The organism is Nesterenkonia alkaliphila (assembly GCF_009758175.1).
Classification (GTDB): Bacteria; Actinomycetota; Actinomycetes; order Actinomycetales; family Micrococcaceae; genus Nesterenkonia; species Nesterenkonia alkaliphila.
The window spans coordinates 89,668-107,388 of the sequence record NZ_WRPM01000007.1; the positions used below are offsets into that span (position 1 = coordinate 89,668).

Below are 17,721 nucleotides of genomic sequence, written 5' to 3' on the forward strand. Positions count from 1 at the left end.
CTGAGGGGGCCGAGGAGCTGCCGGGCAGCCTGATCACCGATGGCTCTTAGGGTTCGGCTGTGGACTCTCAGGGGTCGCACCTGCGGGCTCTCAGGGTTCGCCTCCGCTGGCCCACGCTGGTGGTGGGGCGGAGTCGAAGTCCGGCAGGCGGGCCCGCTGTGGTGGGCGCCGCTGTCCACGCGAGGAGCTGCCGGGCGGGTCAGGTTCCGGTGAACCACTGCCTGTTGCTGTTCCGGAGGAGTTTCCGGCTTCGGGCAGGAGCCCGCGGCCTTTGAGGTCGTGATGAGTGCGGCACAGCACCCAGGAGTTCGCGGCGTCAGTGCTCCCGCCGGACTCGAAACTGGTCTTGTGGTCGATCTCGGAGGCGTATCCGGGTGCAGTGCATCCGACGGCTTGGCACTGACCATCACGCAGCAGGATACCCTCCCTGAGGCGCCCGGTGACGAACCGCGCCCCTGACCTGTTCTCCAACAGGTTGGTCCCGGCCATGATCTGCTCCACCAGCTGCTGGTGCAGAAGCTCCGGCTCTGCCCTCTCCGCGGAACCGGTGCCGAGCTTCCGGATCGCGGCGGCCACCGGATTGGTCTTGCCTGCTTTGACTATCCGCACAACCCTCGGGGACTCATCCTCGCCCTTGGTTTCTGTTCCGGTGAGGTAATAGCAGTGCTGGGCATCTGAGTCGCTGGCCATGGCCCGGACCTGAGAGGCCGGGATTGAGAACCGCCCATCGACGCTGACAGCCGGAGCATCGCCAGTACCGGTCACAGTGTCCAGGGGAACAGTGATGTTGATCGTGGCACCAGCCCGCGGCGGCACTGTGCTGCGAGCTCCCTCTGCGGCGGCAGTGCTCGGAGGCTGAACGGCGCGGGCTGCAGAACTGCTCTGGGCGGCCGCGGCATCGCTCAGCCAGGCCGCCAGCGCGTCGGCCATCCGGTTGCCGTAGGCAGCCCCGGCCGGTTCCGGGCCTGCAGCGTCAGCATCGGCGGAACCTGCCTGGTCAAGACCAGCTGGCGGAGTCTCATCGTCCTGAAGTGCAGGAGTAGGCTTCGGCCGGCGGGACATGGACTTCGCCGCAGTGTGGAGGTCCTCCTCCAGGGGTGCGATCACCTCGGTGGGCAGATATGCGCGCAGCGTGGACATCCCATAGTCATGGTGTGTGACCGTCACGGACCGCAGTCCCCGGGCTCGCTCGCAGCGCCGTTGGTGCCCCTCAGCGTCCAAGTGGTTGACAGTGTCGCGGACAATCCGGCCCAGAGTATTGACGTTCTCCTGCGGTGCTGCGGCTGCCGCGGACTGGTCCAAGGCGCAGGTGAGCTGCTTCTGCAGCTCCTGGTGCCCGCTGTTGGTCTCCACCAGCGCTGAGGCTCCGGAGGCGACCTTGGCAAGTCGGGTGAAATCGATCTGCCCGTCCCGGTACAACTCCCATGTCCTCGGCACCCAGTCCAGGGCTGTGGCAGCAGCTGAGAGCAACCGCCGCACCTCAGCCTCAGGGACTCCGAGCATCAGCGCAGCATCCCGGCGAATCCGCTTCAGCAGCGACTCCTTGGCGAAGGGACGCTCAGTGTCCTCCTCGGCCAGCCGCCGTTCCTGGTACTCCAACAGAGCCTGCAGCTTCACAGCCTCCGCTCGGCGGGCAGCCACCTCCGCCTCCCAGGCGGCGGCCAGCTCCGGCTGCCCGGCCAGGTCCTCATACGCCTCAGGCAGCACCGGTGCGGTCACGGGCTCAGCGCTCACCGCGGGTGCGGACTTATCCGTCGGTGCCGCCGGGGTCGCAGAGACTGTGTTCGAAGTCATGTTCCCATTCTAGGATTAGGTCCGGACATGCTCCCGATCCGATGCAGCAATCCCCAGGCAATGAGCCGTCGGCACACAGCTTACACATGCCAGAGGCTCGTATGTTCCCAGCCGTAGGGAGCGCCCAGGCTGTGCACGTCGAACTGAAGTACATCGGGGAACTGCAGCAGCGCAGAGCGGGTTGCCTCCACGGCGGCGAAGTCCTGGACCTGCTTGGCCAGAAAGTTGGCCACAGCCACTGTGAGGTAGGTGCGGGTGTCTCCCTGCTCCAGGTGCTGGAGCACCAAGCAGTGCCGCCGTTCCGTGGTGCGTACCGGTGACGGCGTCCGTGCATTCCAGATCACCTGGTGATGGGCGCTGAGATTGCGCAGTTCACGAATCCGCCGGAGCCAGGAGCCCAGTTCTTTGGCTGAGGCGTCGAAGGCGTCAGCGACTTCTTGCCGCAATGGCCGCGACATGAAACGGTACAGCTGTATCAGCAGCCCCAGGTTCAGACCCTCCAGCCCAATCCAGAGCGGCAGCTCGTCAGTCCCGTATTCCTTGGCGTAGCGTTGGATCACAGGGTCCTTGGTCCACTTCACCACGTTCTTGTACTCCGTGTGGAAGTGCTTATGGGCAGCAGGATCCAGGCCGCCCTGGAGGAAATCAGGGCGCAGATGGGCCTGCGGATCGCGCCGCCCCAAGGTTTCACCGATCCGTGCACGCTGAGCAATCTCTACACTGCCGAACAGTCCGCCGAGTGCGGTGCGCAACTGCTGGTCGAACTGGTTCAGCGCCAGCACGTCTCCCAACGTAGCCCCGTCACGGAATAGTGAGGTGCCGTCGGGAGTGGTGTCGGCATCAAGCTTCTAGGCGCGCCAGTACCGGCTGGGCCTGAACCATCCGGTGCCGCGCACCTGGTCCAGGTGCTGTTCCACATCCCGCAGTCCACGCAGCCGCAGCAGGTCAGCATGATCCTCCGGGGTGGCATAAGTGGCTGCATTCATGCCTGCCAGCATTGAGACTGCCCTCCTTGCATTTGCCTCAGCTGTCTGGTCCTTCCTGTCCGAATAAACTCACATTAGCGGCACCCCCGGAGACGCTGAACGTCCACTCATGCTGATGCACGTCCTGGCTCACGCCGACCGGAATGCCGCATAGGCTAGGCGTATGTCGAAGCGTAGGAAGAAGTCTCGAGGCAACCCAGCTCGTCAGGCCTCCGCAAAGTCCGCCTCGCGCCGCAGGGTCGACGACCTTCTCCTGGATTTCAGGACCTGGCTCCATGAGGGGCATGGCAGTGCCGGTGGTGAGCCGGACGACGTCGTGGCCGTGCTGCAGATGCTGCTGGAGGCCCGATCGCCCAACGGTGCCACGCCCGTCCTTCCACCGGACCCTGACTTTCTGGCAGAGATGCTGGGCAGCAGCCGGGAGCAGCAGGAGGACATCTACCTGCCAGTAGTCGAAACTCTCCATGACTACCTGCACTTCCTCCAGGAATACCCGGGTGCAGCCGTAGATTCTGGGGCGCTGATCCAGGCGATGTCAGTGGTGCATGACGAGCTGGACCGGATCCACGACCCCGCTTTCCTGCTCACCCGGTTCCTCGCAGAGGACTCACGCCCCAGCGCCGAAACCCGCCTTCAGGACCTTCGTGCCACCACAGTGGTGTCCGCAGTAGACAGTTTTCTCTATTGGATGGGCCCCAGCGCCCCGGCGACCCAGAAGGGCGGGCTGCGCAGGAAGGATGTCGAACCGGTTGCCGCCATGCTGGGCATTCCTGCTGAAGGGGTCAACAAGAGGGACGACGCCGTCCCGCCGGAAGTTACCGAAGGTGCCCTGTTCAGCGGCGAGGGGCTCACTATCCAGCAGAGCACGGCGAAGACCAAGGTGCTGAGCATGTGGGAGCTCCCGGAGCTGGCGGCCTGGTGGAAGGCGCTCCTGGAGATGGAGATCATTGAACTGGGCTCCACTAAGGTCTATCCGGGTCCGGCCGCCGATGACTGGATGTCTTCTCATCCGCTGGTGGCCCTGGAGCTTCGGGAGGACTTCGTCACTGCGTTCATTGGTGCAGCTCTGCAGGAGGAGGCTGAACCGTTCCAGCGGGATGGTTTCCTTGCCATGCTGGGGCAGCGCAGCATTCCGGTCATCATCGGTTTGCTCGTGGATGCTCTGCACCGGGAGGATGACCCGGCCGCAGAGACTGCACCTCCTGAGATGAACCTGCTGGCTGTCCGGCCGAGGATGTTGATGGCTGCTCTCGCCCGCCTGGGCATCCTTCAGGGCGGGGAGGATGCCCACCGGGTGCCTGCTTCCCTGCGGCCAGCAGTTGTCCAAGCGATCTTCGACGCCCGGTCCCGGTTCCTCGGCTATTCCGAGGAACTCCCTGCCGCCCGGTAGGGTAAACACTCATGGGGACGCCGCCGCCAAACACCACTGAAACCGCACCAGCACCTTCTGCCCCCGGCACCGCACAACGGGCCAAGAAGTCTGCCGCGGCCAAGCAGAAGACCTTGGAGCAGCGGCTCTGGGAGGCCGCGGACCTCCTGCGCGGCAACCAGGAGCCCAGCGAGTACAAGCACGTAGTGCTGGGCCTGATCTTCCTGAAGTACATCTCCGACCGGTTCACCGAGCGCCGTGAGCAGCTTGAGGTTGAACTGCGCACCGAGGGCATCCCCGCGGAGCAGATCCCCCAGTTCCTTGAGCACCGGGATGAGTATGCCTCCCACCATGTGTTCTGGGTGCCGGAGGAGGCTCGCTGGCAGTTCCTTCAGGAACGGGCCAAGACCCCGGCAATTGGCGAACTGATCGACTCGGCCATGGATCTGATCGAGAAGGAGAACCCCACCCTGCGCGGAGTGCTGCCGCGCAACTACGCCCGTGAGGGTCTGGACCAGGGGCGGCTCGGGCAGCTGGTGGACTTGGTCGGCAATATCGGCTTTACCACCACCGATGACCACGGGTCCGACGACGTGCTAGGCCGGGTCTATGAATACTTCCTGGGCCAGTTCGCTGGAAAGGAGACCGGGAAGGACGCCGGGGCGTTCTACACGCCGCGCTCGGTGGTCAAGACCCTGGTGGAGATGCTGGAGCCGTACGCGGGCCGGGTGTTTGACCCTGCCTGCGGTTCCGGCGGCATGTTTGTGCAGTCGGCTGAGTTCGTGAAGGCTCATGGCGGCGCGCAGACTGACATCTCGATCTATGGCCAGGAGTACACCCACACCACATGGAAGCTGGCCAAGATGAACTTGGCCATCCGCGGCATTGAGGCCGACCTGGGGAACAAGTCTGCGGACTCCTTCACCGAGGACCTGCACCCGGACCTGAAGGCGGACTTCGTGATCGCGAACCCGCCGTTCAACCAGGACGACTGGTTCGATGCCAAACTGGCTGACGACCCCCGCTGGGAGTTCGGCCTGCCGCCCAAGGGGAACTCCAACTTCGCCTGGGTGCAGCACTTCATCCACCACCTGGCGCCCAACGGCACGGCCGGGATTGTGCTGGCCAACGGGTCGTTGTCCTCCAAGTCCGGGGGCGAGGGAGAGATCCGCCGGAACCTGGTGAAGGCTGACCTGGTGGACTGTATTGTGGCGATGCCCGACCGGCTGTTCTTCAACACCGGCATCCCGGTCAGCCTCTGGTTCTTCAGCCGCAACCGGCACGGCAACGGGCACCGGGAGCGCAAGGGCGAGGTGCTGTTCATCGACGCCCGCAAGCTGGGCCGCATGGAGTCCCGCAAGCTGCGCGTGCTAGATGATGACGACGTCGCCAAGATCGCGGATACTTACCACGCCTGGAGGAATAAGGATGGAGGGTACCGCGACGTCCCAGGCTTCGTGAAAGCGGCAACAGCTGAGGAGATTGCCCACCACGACTTTGTGCTCACCCCTGGTCGGTACGTGGGTGCCGAGGAGGTCGAGGACGACGGTGAACCGATCCAGGAGAAGATTGAACGGCTTACCGCGGAGCTGTACGCCGAGTTCGACCGCGGCCGCGAACTGGAGCAGACCATCCGGGAGAGATTGGAGGGTCTGGGGTGAGTGGTCACTGGCGAACAGTGCCGATTGGTGAAATCGGCGAAGTATTCGATGGTCCTCACGCCACTCCAAAATCCACTAAGACTGCGACGAGCGGACCAGTCTTCTTAGGCATCTCGAGTATAGAAAATGGGCGTCTTGACCTCGCGAAGAGTGCTCACCTTAGCGAAGAGGACTTCGCCCAGTGGACTCGGCGGGTGACTCCGCGAGCGAGAGACGTGGTGTTTTCCTACGAGACTAGGATTGGTGAAGCGGCTATCGTTCCTGCGGGGTTGCGGTGTTGCCTCGGGCGTAGGCTCGCACTGATTCGACCGAATACACAACTAGTCGACCCGCAGTTCCTCCTTTTCGCCTATCTGGGGCCAGAGTTTCAAGAAGAGATTCGGCAACGCACAGTGCATGGCTCGACAGTTGACCGCATCATGCTCAAAGAGTTCCCCGAGTTCCCCTTGCGTCTCCCACCCCTCGAGGAGCAGCGGGGGATCGCAGCAACGCTGGGTGCCCTGGACGACAAGATCGACTCAAACCGCCGCCTTCAACATCTGTCTCAAGAACTATTGCGCGCCACGGTGAACGCAGAGCTACAGGCGTCTTTCCCTGATGACATGAAGCTGGGGGATTTGTGCTTCCTGGTCAAGGACAAGGTTGCTCCGGAACAGATGTCGGCCGAGGACGCATATATCGGGTTGGAGCATATGCCACGGGGTTCGATCGCCTTAGACAGTTGGGACTCCGCAGAAGACGTCGGTAGTCAGAAAGCGGCGTTTGAGCAGAATGACGTGTTATTCGGGAAGCTCCGTCCTTACTTCCGCAAGGTGGGAATCGCGCCTTTGGACGGAGTCTGTTCCACGGACATACTTGTTTTGCGTCCCTACGAGACCATCGATCTCGCGTTAGTGGCCACCGTGGCATCTTCCCAGGAGCTGATCGACTCCGTTTCCGCATCGGCCACTGGCACGAGAATGCCTCGCGCGTCGTGGAAGGACCTCTCTGAATGGCCAGTTCCAGCCTTGACCTTGGGACAGCGCGAGGGTCTCTCCGAGCGGTGCAACCCCCTCATTGAACGCATGAATCAACTTACCGACGAGAACCAGAAGCTGGCGGCTCTGCGCGATGCGCTCCTACCGGAGCTGCTCTCCGGCCGCATCCGGGTCCCCGAAGCTGCAGAGGTGGTCAGTTCTGCCTGAGTCGCTCTCCTGAGCAGGATTCCCGATGCGGAGACTCTTCGGGAGTGAGCGGGACGTTTGGCGTGTCGGGCGTTCGACTGGGGTGCGCCTCTACCTTTTTCGCATGTCCGGACTTACTGGGCAATACGTGTCGACGAATTGGATTACGGGGTGTGCCATCGTAGGGAACTGCCCGAGTTTGACGGATGCGGCGCGATGACTGGGCAGTAGAGCACGGTGTGACCGTACTTGCTGCGGCTTGTCGTAGGCGACTGCCCAGCGGGTGCCGAGTCGGCGTCGCTGGGTGCCGATCCCTGTGTCCGGGCTGCGGCGTACACTGAGTTTTAGGAGGTTGAATTATGGGCACCACCAAGCAGATCACTGTCGAGGTTCCAGAGGAGCACGCTGAAGTGCTGGACCGCGCCGTCGAGAGTGGAACGGTGGAGGACCTTGCAGAAGCGGCCAACCTCGGATTCGAGAACGTGGTTGCCGAGCAGCTCGACTTTGAAGCGCGTATGGAAGAGAAGATCATTCCCCGGCTCCAGGAGATGCGAGAGAATCCCTCCATCGCTCTCACCTCAGAGCAGATGCGGGCCAAGATGCGGGAGGAATTGCACGCACGGCGCGCAGAAGCCGCCTGGCCATGACACCGGTGGAATACCACCCCGGTGTCCATCGTGACCTCCGGGATGTTGTCCTTTACCGAGCAGAGGTCAGCGGAGTGGCAGCTGCTGAAGCCTAGGGCGAGAGCATCTACGACTTCATTGATGACATCGGTGTTTGTCCGGAGGCTGGCCGCAACAGGCGGTACGGTTCGGTCGAAGTGCAGACGCGCACGTTCCGGAAGCGGCACGTGGTGGTCTACGTTCACGAGGACGCTGTCGTCAAAGTCCTGGAGGTGCACGCAACGTGGATGAGCGAGGAGAGCGTCGAGAAACGGATCAGCGGGCGGCTATAACCGCCTCGGAGCGGGTAGCCCTCCTCCGGGGCAAGTGGCTGACATTCCGCATGTCCGGGGCTGGTCGTACACTGAATTGCAGGAGGTGCAGCCATGACAGTCCCTTATAAGCACACCGTCGAGGTTTCGCCGGAGGACCAGGCGGTCCTTGAACGCGCGGTGGAGAGCAACACTGTCGACAGCATGGAGCACGCCATCGAGCTCGGCTACCGCAACGTAGTGATCGAACAATTGGACTTCGAACGCCGCGTGGAGAACATCATCATTCCTCGGCTCAAAGAGCTTGACGAAGACCCCACCAAGGCTATTTCTGCAGACGAGATGCGCCGGCGCCTACAACAGCGCAGGGAGGCACGGGTCAAGGCGGCGTAATCATGGTGCCGGTGACGTTCCATGAGGATGCCGAAGACGACCTCGCCGAGATCGAAGCTTTCCAATGCGAATACATGGGTGCCAACGCGGCCGCCATGTATCTGGACGAGCTCATTGAGTTCTGCGAGGACATCGGCGTCTATCCCAACGCCGGGAGGTCTCAGAGAGTTGCTGGGGCTGAACTCCAGGTGCGTACATTCCGAAAGCGCTATCAGGTGGTCTATCGGTACTCAGAAGGCGTGGTTACCGTACTAGAGGTACACCACTCCTCGATGAGTGATGTCGAGATCAGGCTTCGCTTGGAGGACCGATTGTAAGGTCCCGGCCCGCCAGCTTGTAGGGTGGTGGGATATCGCTCGCGCTGGTTGAGGGAGGGCCTGCTGTGCTGGCATTCGATGAGGAGACGATAGAGAAGGCCGCCCTGGATCACCTCCGCCAACTCGGCTATCAGATCCTGCATGGTCCCGATATTGCCCCTGACTCCCCGACAAGTGAACGTGAAGACTGGTCCCAGAGCTTCCTGACCGGCCGACTCCGCGATGCCGTGGCTCGGCTCAACCCCGGCGCCGACCCCGAACAGCAGGCCGAGGCAGTCAAACGGTTCCAGCGCACCGAGCACCAGGACATCCTCTTGGAGAACATGCGCCGGCACGAGTTCCTCATCCACGGGGTCCCGGTGACCTACAGCGACTCAGGCCAGCAGCGCACCAAGCGGCTGAAGCTCATCGATTTTGACACCCCGGGCATCAATGATTGGGCCGCAGCTAACCAGTTCACTGTCATCGAGAACCGGGACCGCCGCCCGGATATTCTGACCTTCATCAACGGAATACCCGTGGCATTGTTCGAGCTCAAGAGCCCCTCGGTCTCTGGCGCCAGCCTCAAATCAGCCTGGAACCAGGTCCAGACCTACCGGCAGGACATCCCCTCGCTCTTCGCGACTAACGCGCTCACAGTACTCAGTGACTGGTCCTCCTCCGCGATGGCCACCTTCAGCGCAGGATTCGAGCACTACGCCCCGTGGAAAACCACCGACGGCACCGACACCGTCAAAGGCACGCCCTCACTCGATGTGCTGATCCAAGGAGTTTTCGCCCCGGAGCGCTTCCTGGATCTGATGGCCAACTTCATCGTGTTCTCTGAGGAATCCACCACCACTGCCAGCGGCCAGGCCAAGAACGTCATCGTGAAGCGTGTGGCGAAGTACCACCAGTACTGGGCGGTCAACAAGGCAGTGGAGTCTGTGGTGACAGCGTCAAGCCCTGAAGGCGATAAGCGCGGAGGCGTGGTCTGGCACACGCAGGGCTCAGGCAAGAGCTTCGAAATGGTCTTCTTCGCGGGGAAGATCATGACCGACCCTCGGATGGGAAACCCCACCCTGGTGTTCCTCACCGACCGGCAGGATCTGGACAACCAGCTCTACGAGGAGGTCTTCGCCCCGGCCTCTGTTCTGCCCGAACGGCCCATCCAGGCCGAGACCCGGGAGGACCTGCGGGATAAGCTACGGCGGACCTCCGGGGGCATTATCTTCACCACCCTGCAGAAGTTCGGCGGGAACGTCGAAGGAGACCGGCTGCTTACCGACCGCCGCAATGTGGTGGTGATCGCTGATGAGGCCCACCGCTCCCAGTACGGGTTGGAGACCACGTTCACCAAAGACGGTCAGCTGCGTGGCGGGCTCGCCAAGTACATGCGAGATGCCCTGCCCAACGCCACCTACTTGGGCTTCACCGGCACACCGATCGAATCCACTGACAAGTCCACCAAAGCGGTCTTCGGTGACTACATCGACGTCTATGACCTCTCCCGGGCGGTGGATGATGGTGCCACAGTCAAGATTTTCTACGAATCCCGGCTGGCGAAGATCGGCCTGGACAAGGACGACCTTGAAGAGCTGGACAAACTCGCCGACCAAGCTGTGGGTGAGGCAGAGGAGACCGAGGCGCAGAAAGCCAAGAACAGGTGGGCGCGCCTGGAAGCAGTGGTGGGATCCGACGCCCGGTTGAACTTGGTCGCCGCGGATATCGTAACGCACTGGGAGGCCCGGCGCGCCGAGCTGGTCGGCAAAGCCATGATTGTGACCATGAGCCGGCGGATCGCCGTTGAGCTCTACAACAAGATCACCACCTTACGCCCGGACTGGCATTCCGAGGACCTCACCGAAGGCCGAATCAAAGTAGTGATGACCGGCTCCGCCTCCGACCCGGCAGCATTCCAACCCCACCTCTACGACAAGAAGCAGCGCAATCAGCTCAAAGCCCGGGCCAAAAACCCCGCTGACCCTCTGGAACTGGTGATTGTCAGGGATATGTGGCTCACCGGCTTCGACTCTCCTTCCATGCACACCATGTACGTGGACAAGACCATGCAGGGAGCCGGCCTCATGCAAGCCATCGCCCGGGTCAACAGGCGGTACATGGACAAGACCGGCGGGCTGATCGTGGACTACATCGGCATTTTCACCCGGCTGCAGGACGCCCTCGCTGAGTACTCTCCCTCTGACCGGGACACTACGGGGGTGCCCATCGAAGAGATGGTCGCGGTGATGCAGGAGAAGTACGAGGTGGTCACCGCCATGCTGCACGGAGTGGACCACCGGGTGACCCCGGAGAGGAGTGACGCTGAGCGGATCAGCGTCTACCAGAACGTCATGAACCATGTGCTCGAGCAGGGTGCTGATGGCGCCTCGGAGGGTAAGAGCCTCACCGACCGGTTCCTCGATGAGACCCTGGCTCTCATCAAAGCCTTCGCTCTGTGCGGAGCCACTGACGAGGCAGCCAAGATTCGGGACGACGTCGCGCTCCTCACCGCTGTGCGCACCGCCATCCTCAAATTCCAGGCCCCCGAGTCCGGCGACGGCGGGTCCGGGGCAGTAGATATGGATACCGCCATCGGCCAGATCGTCAACGAGGCCATCACTGCGGATAAGGTCATTGACATCTACGGGTTCGAAGGCCGTGAGAAACCGGAGCTTTCCCTGCTGGACGAGGAATTCCTCAACCGGCTCGCCGCCCAGAAAGACAAAGAGCACATCCACCTGGCGATGCTGCGCAAGCTGCTCAACGATGAGATCAAGACCGTGCGCCGCACCAATGTGGTCACGGGCAAAAAGTTCTCCGAAATGCTGGATTCGGCGGTGAAGAAGTACACCAACCAGGCGCTCACCGCAGCCGAAGTGATCGCTGAGCTGGTGAAGGTCGCCAAAGAGATGAAGAGCCAGCAGCAGCGTGCTCAGGACCTCAACCTCTCTATCGGGGAGCTGGCCTTCTACGACGCACTGACCCAGAACGGTGCCGCTGTGACCGAGATGGGCGACCAGAAATTGCGCGACATCACAGTAGATCTGGTCCACTCCGTGCAGAACTCCGTCACCATCGACTGGCACAGCCGAGACTCAGTGAAGGCCGGCATGCGTTCTAGGCTGCGAAGACTTCTGGCCATCCATGGATACCCGCCCGACCATCAGGAACAGGCTATTGAGCTGGTGCTGGAACAGGCGCAGCTGACTGCCGCCAATCAAGGAGGATCATGACCGGACCGAAGATTGCGATGCTGGGCCTGGGTTCCATGAACGGGGCCATTCTGACGGGGCTGCTGAGCTCCGGGGTGAGCCCTGAGCAGGTCGTGGCAACCTCCCGCTCCTCGGAGTCTGCGCAGCGACGCTCGCAGCACTACGGTGTGCAGGTATTGGCTGAGGAGAACGACGACGCCGCCAACCGCACCGCAGCTGCCCAGGCTGAGATCGTGTTTTTGGGCGTGAAACCCTATCAGATCACCGATCTGTGTGCCGGTATCAAGGACGCGCTCAAGCCCGGTGCGGTAGTGGTCTCGGTGGCTGCTGCGGTGACCCTGGAGATGATGGAAGCCGCGCTCGCAGAGGGCCAGCCGGTGATCCGCACTATGCCCAACACTCCCCTCTCCGTAGGAGCCGGCGTGGTGGGGCTCAGCGCGGGCACCCACACCAGCCAGCAGCAGGTAGAACTGGTGGCCGAGCTGCTCGGCGCCTCAGGCTCGGTGCATGTGATCCCGGAGGAGCAGATCGATGCGCTCTCCGCCATCGCCGGCTCCGGGCCCGCCTATGCCTTCTACCTCGCCGAGCAGATGGCCGCAGCGGGGGCTGAACTGGGCCTGGATCCCGAGCTGGCGGCAGGCCTGGCCGCTGAGACGATCTACGGTGCCGGAAAGATGCTTCTGGAAAACCAGGGGAAGGCCGATGCCGCCCAGCTGCGCCGAAACGTCACCAGCCCCAATGGCACTACTGAGCAGGCGATCAGCACCTTCGATGCCGCAGATATGGGCCAGACCATCCGGGCCGGCGCCGCGGCGGCCGCGGCCCGTGCTGCCGAGATCACCGGCCAGCTGAGGGGCCAGTAGCCTCCGCCAGCAGCCGGCGCAGCCGGGCTGGGTCGAACTTCCAGAAGTCCCGGACGGTGCCGTTGATGCGCAGCACCGGGATCTCCTCGGCGAATTGGGTGAGGAGGGCGGCGTCGTTCTCTATATTGGTTTCGGTGTAGCTCAGGCCAAACTCGGCGCAGGCAGCCTCCGTGGTGGCCAGGGCCTCGGCGCACAGGTGGCAGCCGGGCTTGGTGAGCACCTCAACGTGGACATGATCAGACATTTTTCCTCCGGACACAGAAAGACCCCGGTATCAGAACCGGGGTCCACTGTACGTGCAAGAAGTGGGTCACTTCTTGTTGCGCCGCTGGTGGCGAGTCTTGCGAAGACGCTTGCGGTGCTTCTTCTTCGCCATGCGCTTGCGGCGCTTCTTGATCACAGAACCCATAGGGTCACAGTCCTTGTCTATAGGGGATAGGCCAAAAAGGTCTTGGAAGAGTCTACCGATTCTGCGGAAAGACGGCGAACTGGCGGGTTCAGCGGCAAGCGGAGCGCGCCGCGGTGGGACAAGCTCAGTCAAACCACGGGTCTAATCCATGGAGCGGGAAGATCTCTTTGCGGGTCTGGATGACCGCACGGTCTACCGCGTCCTCGGGATCGTAGCCCAGCTCCCAGGTCCTCCACCACAGTTCGGCATCATCGTGCATCTGCTCCGGGGCGTTGACCTCATAGGTGTTGCGGACATACTCCCGCCAGCTGCCTGGGACCGCAGTGTTGAGCGGAATGGGTGAGCCGGCGGCCACCGCAGTCAGGTGTGCCCAGGCCCGCGGCACCACCTGGTGGATGCTGTAGCCCCCGCCCCCGGTGGCGATCCAGCGGTTCTCGGTGAGCTCCTCGGCCAGGTGCCCGATGTCCAGGGCCAGCTGACGCTGCCCCTCGATGCTCAGCTGCAGATCGCTGAGCGGATCATCGGCATGGGAGTCGCAGCCGTGCTGAGAGACGATCACCTCCGGCTCGAAGGTCCGGACCACCTGAGGGATGATCGCGTGGAAGGCGCGCAGGAACCCGGCGTCGCCGGTGCCCGGCGGCAGCGAGATGTTCACTGCGGTGCCATCGGCGGGCCCTGCGCCGATCTCATTGGGGAAACCGGTTCCTGGATAGAGAGTGGTGCCGGACTGGTGGACCGAGATGGTCATCACCCGGGGATCAGAGTAGAAGATCTCCTGGGTGCCGTCGCCGTGGTGGGCATCCACATCGATGTAGACCACCTTTCGGGTACCGGTGTCCAGGAGGTGCTGGATGGCTAGGGCGGCATCGTTGTAGACGCAGAACCCGCCGGCCTTGGCGATTCCGGCGTGATGCATCCCGCCGGCGAAGTTCACCCCGCGCACCGCGGTGCCGGCCACCAGCGACTGAGCCAGGTGCAGGGTGCCGCCGGCGATCCGGGCCGCCCCGGTGTGGATGCCTTCGAACACCGGGGTGTCCTCGGTGCCCAGACCGTGCTCCAGGGAGGCCGTGCCAGACTCGGAGGCGGCGTGCACTGCGCAGATGTACTCCTCGGTGTGCACTGCGGCCAGGGCGGTGTCCTCAGCGATCTCCGGGGAGACCTCAGTCAGGTTTGGCGCATCGAAGACCCCCAGATCACGGGCCAGCCGCTCGGTGAGCTCCAGGCGCACCGGGTCCATGGGATGGGTAGCGGTGAACCGGTATCCCAGCAGCGCAGGATCCCAGACCACTGTGGTGGGCGGCGGCACAGGGGAGGGGCGGGTCACAATTCTCAAGCCTACCGGCTGCCGATACCGGGCAGCAGCCCAGGATGAGATGATGAATTCAGTGAGCGCTCTGATCAGAATCGATAACGCCTCCATGCCCTACCCGTGGGGCGCAGCGGGCGGCATCTCCGCGCTGCTGGGACGCGAACCCAGCGGCGGGCCGGAGGCTGAGCTGTGGCTCGGCGCGCATCCGAAATCGCCCAGCCGCGTGCTCAATGAGCAGTCCGAATGGGACGATCTGCACCAGTGGGAGCAGCAGACCGGCCAGCGGCTGCCCTTCCTGCTGAAGATCCTCGACGCCGCCGCTCCGCTCTCGCTGCAGGCCCACCCCTCTGCCCAGCAGGCGGTACAGGGCTTTGAGCGTGAGCAGAGTGCGGGCATTCCGATCGATGCCCCGCGCCGGAACTACCGCGACCCCCGGCCCAAACCGGAGATGATTGTTGCGCTGACCGACGGGTTCGAGGCGCTCTGTGGATTCCGTGACCCGGCAGAGACCGTGGAGCTGCTGGAGCAGGTGGCTCAGGGTGCAGGCTCCTCCGGGGCTCTGCTGCGGACCTGGGCCTATACCCTGGCGGAGCAGGGGATCGCGCGCACTGTGCGCTGGCTGCTCGGCGAGGATGCGGAGATTCCTCTGCTGGTGGACCAGCTGGGAGCCGCGGCCGAACGCCACCCTGAGCAGCTGGGACTGGCCTCCCGGCTGCTGGCTCAGTACCCGGGGGACCCGGGGGCGGCAGTGGCCCTGATGCTCAACTACGAGGTGCTGGCCGCCGGGGAAGCCCTATGGCTGCCCGCAGGGAACATCCACGCCTACCTGCACGGGACTGGAATTGAACTGATGGGCCCCAGCGACAATGTGCTGCGTGGCGGGCTGACCGGAAAACACATTGATGTTCCCGAGCTGCTGAACGTCCTGGACATCAGTTTCGGTGCCCCGGAACGGCTGCAGCCTGAGCCGCAGCAGGGGGCGCTGCGCAGCTACCGCACCGAGGCGGGACCGGATGACCGCGGGGCACCCTTCGAGCTGCTGGAGATCACGGGCGATGCCGAGATCAGCACCCAGAGCCCCAGTGTGGTTGCGGTGATGCAGGGAGAGTTCACACTCAGCACAGACAACGACGACGCCGCGGCACAGACTGCCAGCCGCGGCCAGTTCCTCCTGCACACCAGCCCGGGTCCGCTGGCATTCCACGGGGCCGGCCAGGCGTTCCTGGCCACCGCCAGGCGTGCGAGTTCCCCCTAGGCGTGGTCAGCGAACCATTCGAGCTGGGAGACGTCGCCGGAGACGACGATCGTGTCCCCGGGATTGACTACGGTGTCCGGCTGGGCGTAGACGAACTCCTTGCCCGGTGATTTCACGCCCACCACGTTGACCTGGTGGCGCTTGCGCGGCTGGGACTGGTCGATGGACTTGCCCTGCAGGGCCTTGGGCGGGCGCATCTTGACGATCGCGAAATCGTCGTCGAACTTGATGAAATCCATCATCTGCCCGCTCACCAGGTGTGCGGCACGCACTCCGGCGTCATGCTCAGGATAGATCACGTGGTGGCAGCCGATACGGGTGAGGATTTTGCCGTGGGTGGGGTTGATGGCCTTGGCCCAGACCTGGCTGACCCCGAGATCAACTAGGTTCGCTGCCACCAGCACACTGGACTCGATGGAGGTGCCCACACCCACCACTGCGGCGTCGAACTCCTCGGCGCCGAGCTGGCGCAGCGCCTCCATATCGGTGGCATCGGCCTCAACAGTGTGGGTGAAGGCGTCGGCGTATTTCTGCACCAGACTGCGGTGCCTGTCCACCGCCAGGACCTCTTTGTCCTGGTCCACAAGCTGCTGGGCCAATGCGATGCCGAAGCGGCCCAGCCCGACCACTAGAACGGGCTTATTGGTCTGCTGTTTCTTAGCCAATGAGCGGCCTTCCTTCTGGATAGCGGTAGCGGACGCGGCGCTGACGCACGGTCAGAGCAGCGGCGAAAGTGATGATGCCGACACGTCCGGTGAACATCAATAGGGTCAGGACATAGAGTCCCGAAGGTGGAAGCTCAGCGGTGAGCCCTGAGGTCAGGCCCACCGTGGCGAAGGCGGAGATGGACTCATAGAGCGGGCGCCCGACGTCCAGGTCGCTGATGGTCATCAGCGCCAGGGTGGACAGCAGCACCGCGGTGGCGCCCATGGCGACCACCGAGACGGCCACGCGCACGGCCTGGGCAGGAATGGTGCGGCCGTGGGCCGAGGACTCCTCGTGTCCGCGAGCCTCGGCGAGGAAGGCCAGGAAGATGACTGCCAGCGTAGTGACCTTGATGCCCCCGGCGGTGGAGGCTGAACCGCCGCCGGCGAACATCAGAGCGTCGGACACCAGCATCGTCTCCGAGTGCTCCAAGTTGGACTCCACCACAGAGAACCCGCCGGAGCGCATATTGGCTGAGGCGAAGAGTGAATTCTGCAGCTTCTCCCAGAGGTCCATCTCGCCGATGGTCGAAGAGTTGTTCCACTCCATGAAGGCGTAGATCGCGGCCCCTGCGAACAGCAGGATGGTGGTGACCTCCATGGTCAGCTTGGAGTGCAGAGACCACTGCTTGATGTGCCAGCGGTGCTTCCACAGGACATAGAGGACCGGGAAGCCCAGGCTGCCCAGGAACACTCCGATCATGACAGTCCACACGACTGCCGGGTCATTCCCCACTCCGGCCAGCCCATCGGAGTGGATGACAAAGCCGGCGTTGTTGAAGGAGCTCACGGCATAGAAGAGCCCGTACCAGGCGCCCTGCAGTGCGTCACCCTCGAGCATTATCAGACGGGGGATGAGGACGGCAGCCAGGGCGGCCTGCACCACAACGGAGCAGATGATGACCGTCTTGAGCAGATGCCCCACCTCGCCCAGGCGGCCCGTGGAGATACCCTCCTGGGCGACCAGACGGGTGCGCAGGCCCAGGTGGCGGGTCACCGAGACTGCGAGCAGCGCCGCCATGGTGATGATGCCCAGTCCGCCGACCTGAATACCGATCAGGATCACTATCTGGCCGGCCAGGGACCAGTCGTCTGCGGTGTTGACGGGAGTCAGACCGGTCACGGTCACCGCAGAGGTGGCTACGAACAGGGCGTCATGGAATGCCGCAGATCTCCCGCCAGGCGTGGCCCAGGGCATCATCAGCAGAGTGGTGAACAACGCGATGACCGCAGCGAAGATGATCAGCGCCAGCCGTGGTGGGGAGGACTGGGCCATCGTGCTGATGGCACGCTTGAAGGCACCCCACAGCGTTGTCTGCTGAGCGGCCTTCGGCACGGCGTCCCCTTGTGGCACGAGCACTACGATA

The 17,721-nt window shown here is 63.4% G+C and carries 16 protein-coding genes and 1 pseudogene; 9 read left to right on the forward strand and 8 right to left on the reverse strand.

Going from position 1 to position 17,721, the window contains the following annotated elements; genetic code table 11:
- Positions 1-90 precede the first annotated feature (90 nt).
- The 3 genes and pseudogenes from GNZ21_RS01165 to GNZ21_RS01175 form a co-directional block, all read right to left on the reverse strand.
- Entirely contained in the window at positions 91-1,794 is a 1,704-nt protein-coding gene (locus GNZ21_RS01165) for an HNH endonuclease signature motif containing protein (protein ID WP_157320579.1), read from the reverse strand.
- A gap of 80 nt (positions 1,795-1,874) precedes the next feature.
- Positions 1,875-2,597: pseudogene (locus tag GNZ21_RS01170) on the reverse strand (Abi family protein); the annotation flags it as partial.
- Between the two features lie 45 nt (positions 2,598-2,642).
- Positions 2,643-2,780 (reverse strand): hypothetical protein, encoded by a 138-nt coding sequence (locus GNZ21_RS01175; protein ID WP_157320583.1) that lies wholly within the window; start codon positions 2,778-2,780, stop codon positions 2,643-2,645.
- Positions 2,781-2,943: 163 nt separating this feature from the next.
- Between GNZ21_RS01175 and GNZ21_RS01180 the strand changes: the two genes are divergently transcribed.
- From GNZ21_RS01180 to proC, 8 genes are all read left to right on the forward strand, one after another.
- On the forward strand, positions 2,944-4,170 hold the full coding sequence (locus tag GNZ21_RS01180; RefSeq protein WP_157320585.1) for a hypothetical protein: 1,227 nt from the start codon (positions 2,944-2,946) through the stop codon (positions 4,168-4,170).
- 11 nt (positions 4,171-4,181) lie between these two features.
- Positions 4,182-5,810: a class I SAM-dependent DNA methyltransferase gene (locus GNZ21_RS01185; RefSeq protein WP_157320587.1), complete on the forward strand. Its 1,629-nt coding sequence runs from the start codon at positions 4,182-4,184 to the stop codon at positions 5,808-5,810.
- A gap of 17 nt (positions 5,811-5,827) precedes the next feature.
- Positions 5,828-6,994 carry a restriction endonuclease subunit S gene (locus GNZ21_RS01190; RefSeq protein WP_188503607.1) on the forward strand — a complete coding sequence of 389 codons (1,167 nt, stop codon included), beginning with the start codon at positions 5,828-5,830 and terminating at the stop codon, positions 6,992-6,994.
- A gap of 338 nt (positions 6,995-7,332) precedes the next feature.
- The gene (locus tag GNZ21_RS01195) at positions 7,333-7,620 is read left to right on the forward strand and encodes a hypothetical protein (RefSeq protein WP_157320589.1); all 288 of its coding nucleotides are present in this window, start codon (positions 7,333-7,335) and stop codon (positions 7,618-7,620) included.
- 404 nt (positions 7,621-8,024) lie between these two features.
- Positions 8,025-8,303: a hypothetical protein gene (locus tag GNZ21_RS01200; RefSeq protein ID WP_157320591.1), complete on the forward strand. Its 279-nt coding sequence runs from the start codon at positions 8,025-8,027 to the stop codon at positions 8,301-8,303.
- A gap of 2 nt (positions 8,304-8,305) precedes the next feature.
- The gene (locus GNZ21_RS01205) at positions 8,306-8,620 is read left to right on the forward strand and encodes a type II toxin-antitoxin system RelE/ParE family toxin (RefSeq protein WP_188503599.1); all 315 of its coding nucleotides are present in this window, start codon (positions 8,306-8,308) and stop codon (positions 8,618-8,620) included.
- A gap of 65 nt (positions 8,621-8,685) precedes the next feature.
- On the forward strand, positions 8,686-11,835 hold the full coding sequence (locus GNZ21_RS01210) for a type I restriction endonuclease subunit R (RefSeq protein WP_188503600.1): 3,150 nt from the start codon (positions 8,686-8,688) through the stop codon (positions 11,833-11,835).
- Positions 11,832-12,677: a pyrroline-5-carboxylate reductase gene (gene proC / locus GNZ21_RS01215; RefSeq protein ID WP_157320594.1), complete on the forward strand. Its 846-nt coding sequence runs from the start codon at positions 11,832-11,834 to the stop codon at positions 12,675-12,677. Before GNZ21_RS01210 ends, proC begins: the two co-directional genes overlap by 4 nt.
- Here proC and GNZ21_RS01220 read toward each other — a convergent pair.
- The 3 genes from GNZ21_RS01220 to GNZ21_RS01230 all read right to left on the reverse strand — a co-directional run bounded on the left by GNZ21_RS01220 (position 12,652) and on the right by GNZ21_RS01230 (position 14,323).
- Positions 12,652-12,921, reverse strand: a complete 270-nt coding sequence (locus GNZ21_RS01220; RefSeq protein WP_157320595.1) for a glutaredoxin family protein — start codon at positions 12,919-12,921, stop codon at positions 12,652-12,654. The genes proC and GNZ21_RS01220 overlap by 26 nt on opposite strands.
- Positions 12,922-12,987: 66 nt before the next feature.
- Entirely contained in the window at positions 12,988-13,086 is a 99-nt protein-coding gene (locus tag GNZ21_RS01225; RefSeq protein ID WP_081652675.1) for a 30S ribosomal protein bS22, read from the reverse strand.
- Between the two features lie 124 nt (positions 13,087-13,210).
- A complete protein-coding gene (locus GNZ21_RS01230; protein ID WP_229659475.1) occupies positions 13,211-14,323 on the reverse strand; it encodes an acetoin utilization protein AcuC in 1,113 nt (370 codons plus the stop codon).
- 139 nt (positions 14,324-14,462) lie between these two features.
- Here GNZ21_RS01230 and manA point away from each other — a divergent pair, with 139 nt between their 5' ends.
- Positions 14,463-15,650: a mannose-6-phosphate isomerase, class I gene (manA, locus tag GNZ21_RS01235; RefSeq protein ID WP_198345936.1), complete on the forward strand. Its 1,188-nt coding sequence runs from the start codon at positions 14,463-14,465 to the stop codon at positions 15,648-15,650.
- Here the strand turns inward: manA and GNZ21_RS01240 are convergent.
- Together GNZ21_RS01240 and GNZ21_RS01245 are read right to left on the reverse strand one after the other, a co-directional pair.
- On the reverse strand, positions 15,647-16,315 hold the full coding sequence (locus tag GNZ21_RS01240; protein WP_157320598.1) for a potassium channel family protein: 669 nt from the start codon (positions 16,313-16,315) through the stop codon (positions 15,647-15,649). The two genes, manA and GNZ21_RS01240, sit on opposite strands and share 4 nt — an antisense overlap.
- Entirely contained in the window at positions 16,308-17,708 is a 1,401-nt protein-coding gene (locus GNZ21_RS01245; protein ID WP_229659470.1) for a TrkH family potassium uptake protein, read from the reverse strand. The genes GNZ21_RS01240 and GNZ21_RS01245 overlap by 8 nt, the downstream gene beginning before the upstream one ends.
- Positions 17,709-17,721: the final 13 nt, after the last annotated feature.

Coding starts and splice junctions, on each gene's coding strand:
- GNZ21_RS01165 (WP_157320579.1), bottom strand. CDS start 1,794: ATGACTTCGAACACAGTCTCTGCGACCCCGGCGGCACCGACGGATAAG.
- GNZ21_RS01175 (WP_157320583.1), bottom strand. CDS start 2,780: ATGAATGCAGCCACTTATGCCACCCCGGAGGATCATGCTGACCTGCTG.
- GNZ21_RS01180 (WP_157320585.1), top strand. CDS start 2,944: ATGTCGAAGCGTAGGAAGAAGTCTCGAGGCAACCCAGCTCGTCAGGCC.
- GNZ21_RS01185 (WP_157320587.1), top strand. CDS start 4,182: ATGGGGACGCCGCCGCCAAACACCACTGAAACCGCACCAGCACCTTCT.
- GNZ21_RS01195 (WP_157320589.1), top strand. CDS start 7,333: ATGGGCACCACCAAGCAGATCACTGTCGAGGTTCCAGAGGAGCACGCT.
- GNZ21_RS01200 (WP_157320591.1), top strand. CDS start 8,025: ATGACAGTCCCTTATAAGCACACCGTCGAGGTTTCGCCGGAGGACCAG.
- GNZ21_RS01205 (WP_188503599.1), top strand. CDS start 8,306: ATGGTGCCGGTGACGTTCCATGAGGATGCCGAAGACGACCTCGCCGAG.
- proC (WP_157320594.1), top strand. CDS start 11,832: ATGACCGGACCGAAGATTGCGATGCTGGGCCTGGGTTCCATGAACGGG.
- GNZ21_RS01220 (WP_157320595.1), bottom strand. CDS start 12,921: ATGTCTGATCATGTCCACGTTGAGGTGCTCACCAAGCCCGGCTGCCAC.
- GNZ21_RS01225 (WP_081652675.1), bottom strand. CDS start 13,086: ATGGGTTCTGTGATCAAGAAGCGCCGCAAGCGCATGGCGAAGAAGAAG.
- GNZ21_RS01230 (WP_229659475.1), bottom strand. CDS start 14,323: ATGGACCCGGTGCGCCTGGAGCTCACCGAGCGGCTGGCCCGTGATCTG.
- manA (WP_198345936.1), top strand. CDS start 14,463: ATGAATTCAGTGAGCGCTCTGATCAGAATCGATAACGCCTCCATGCCC.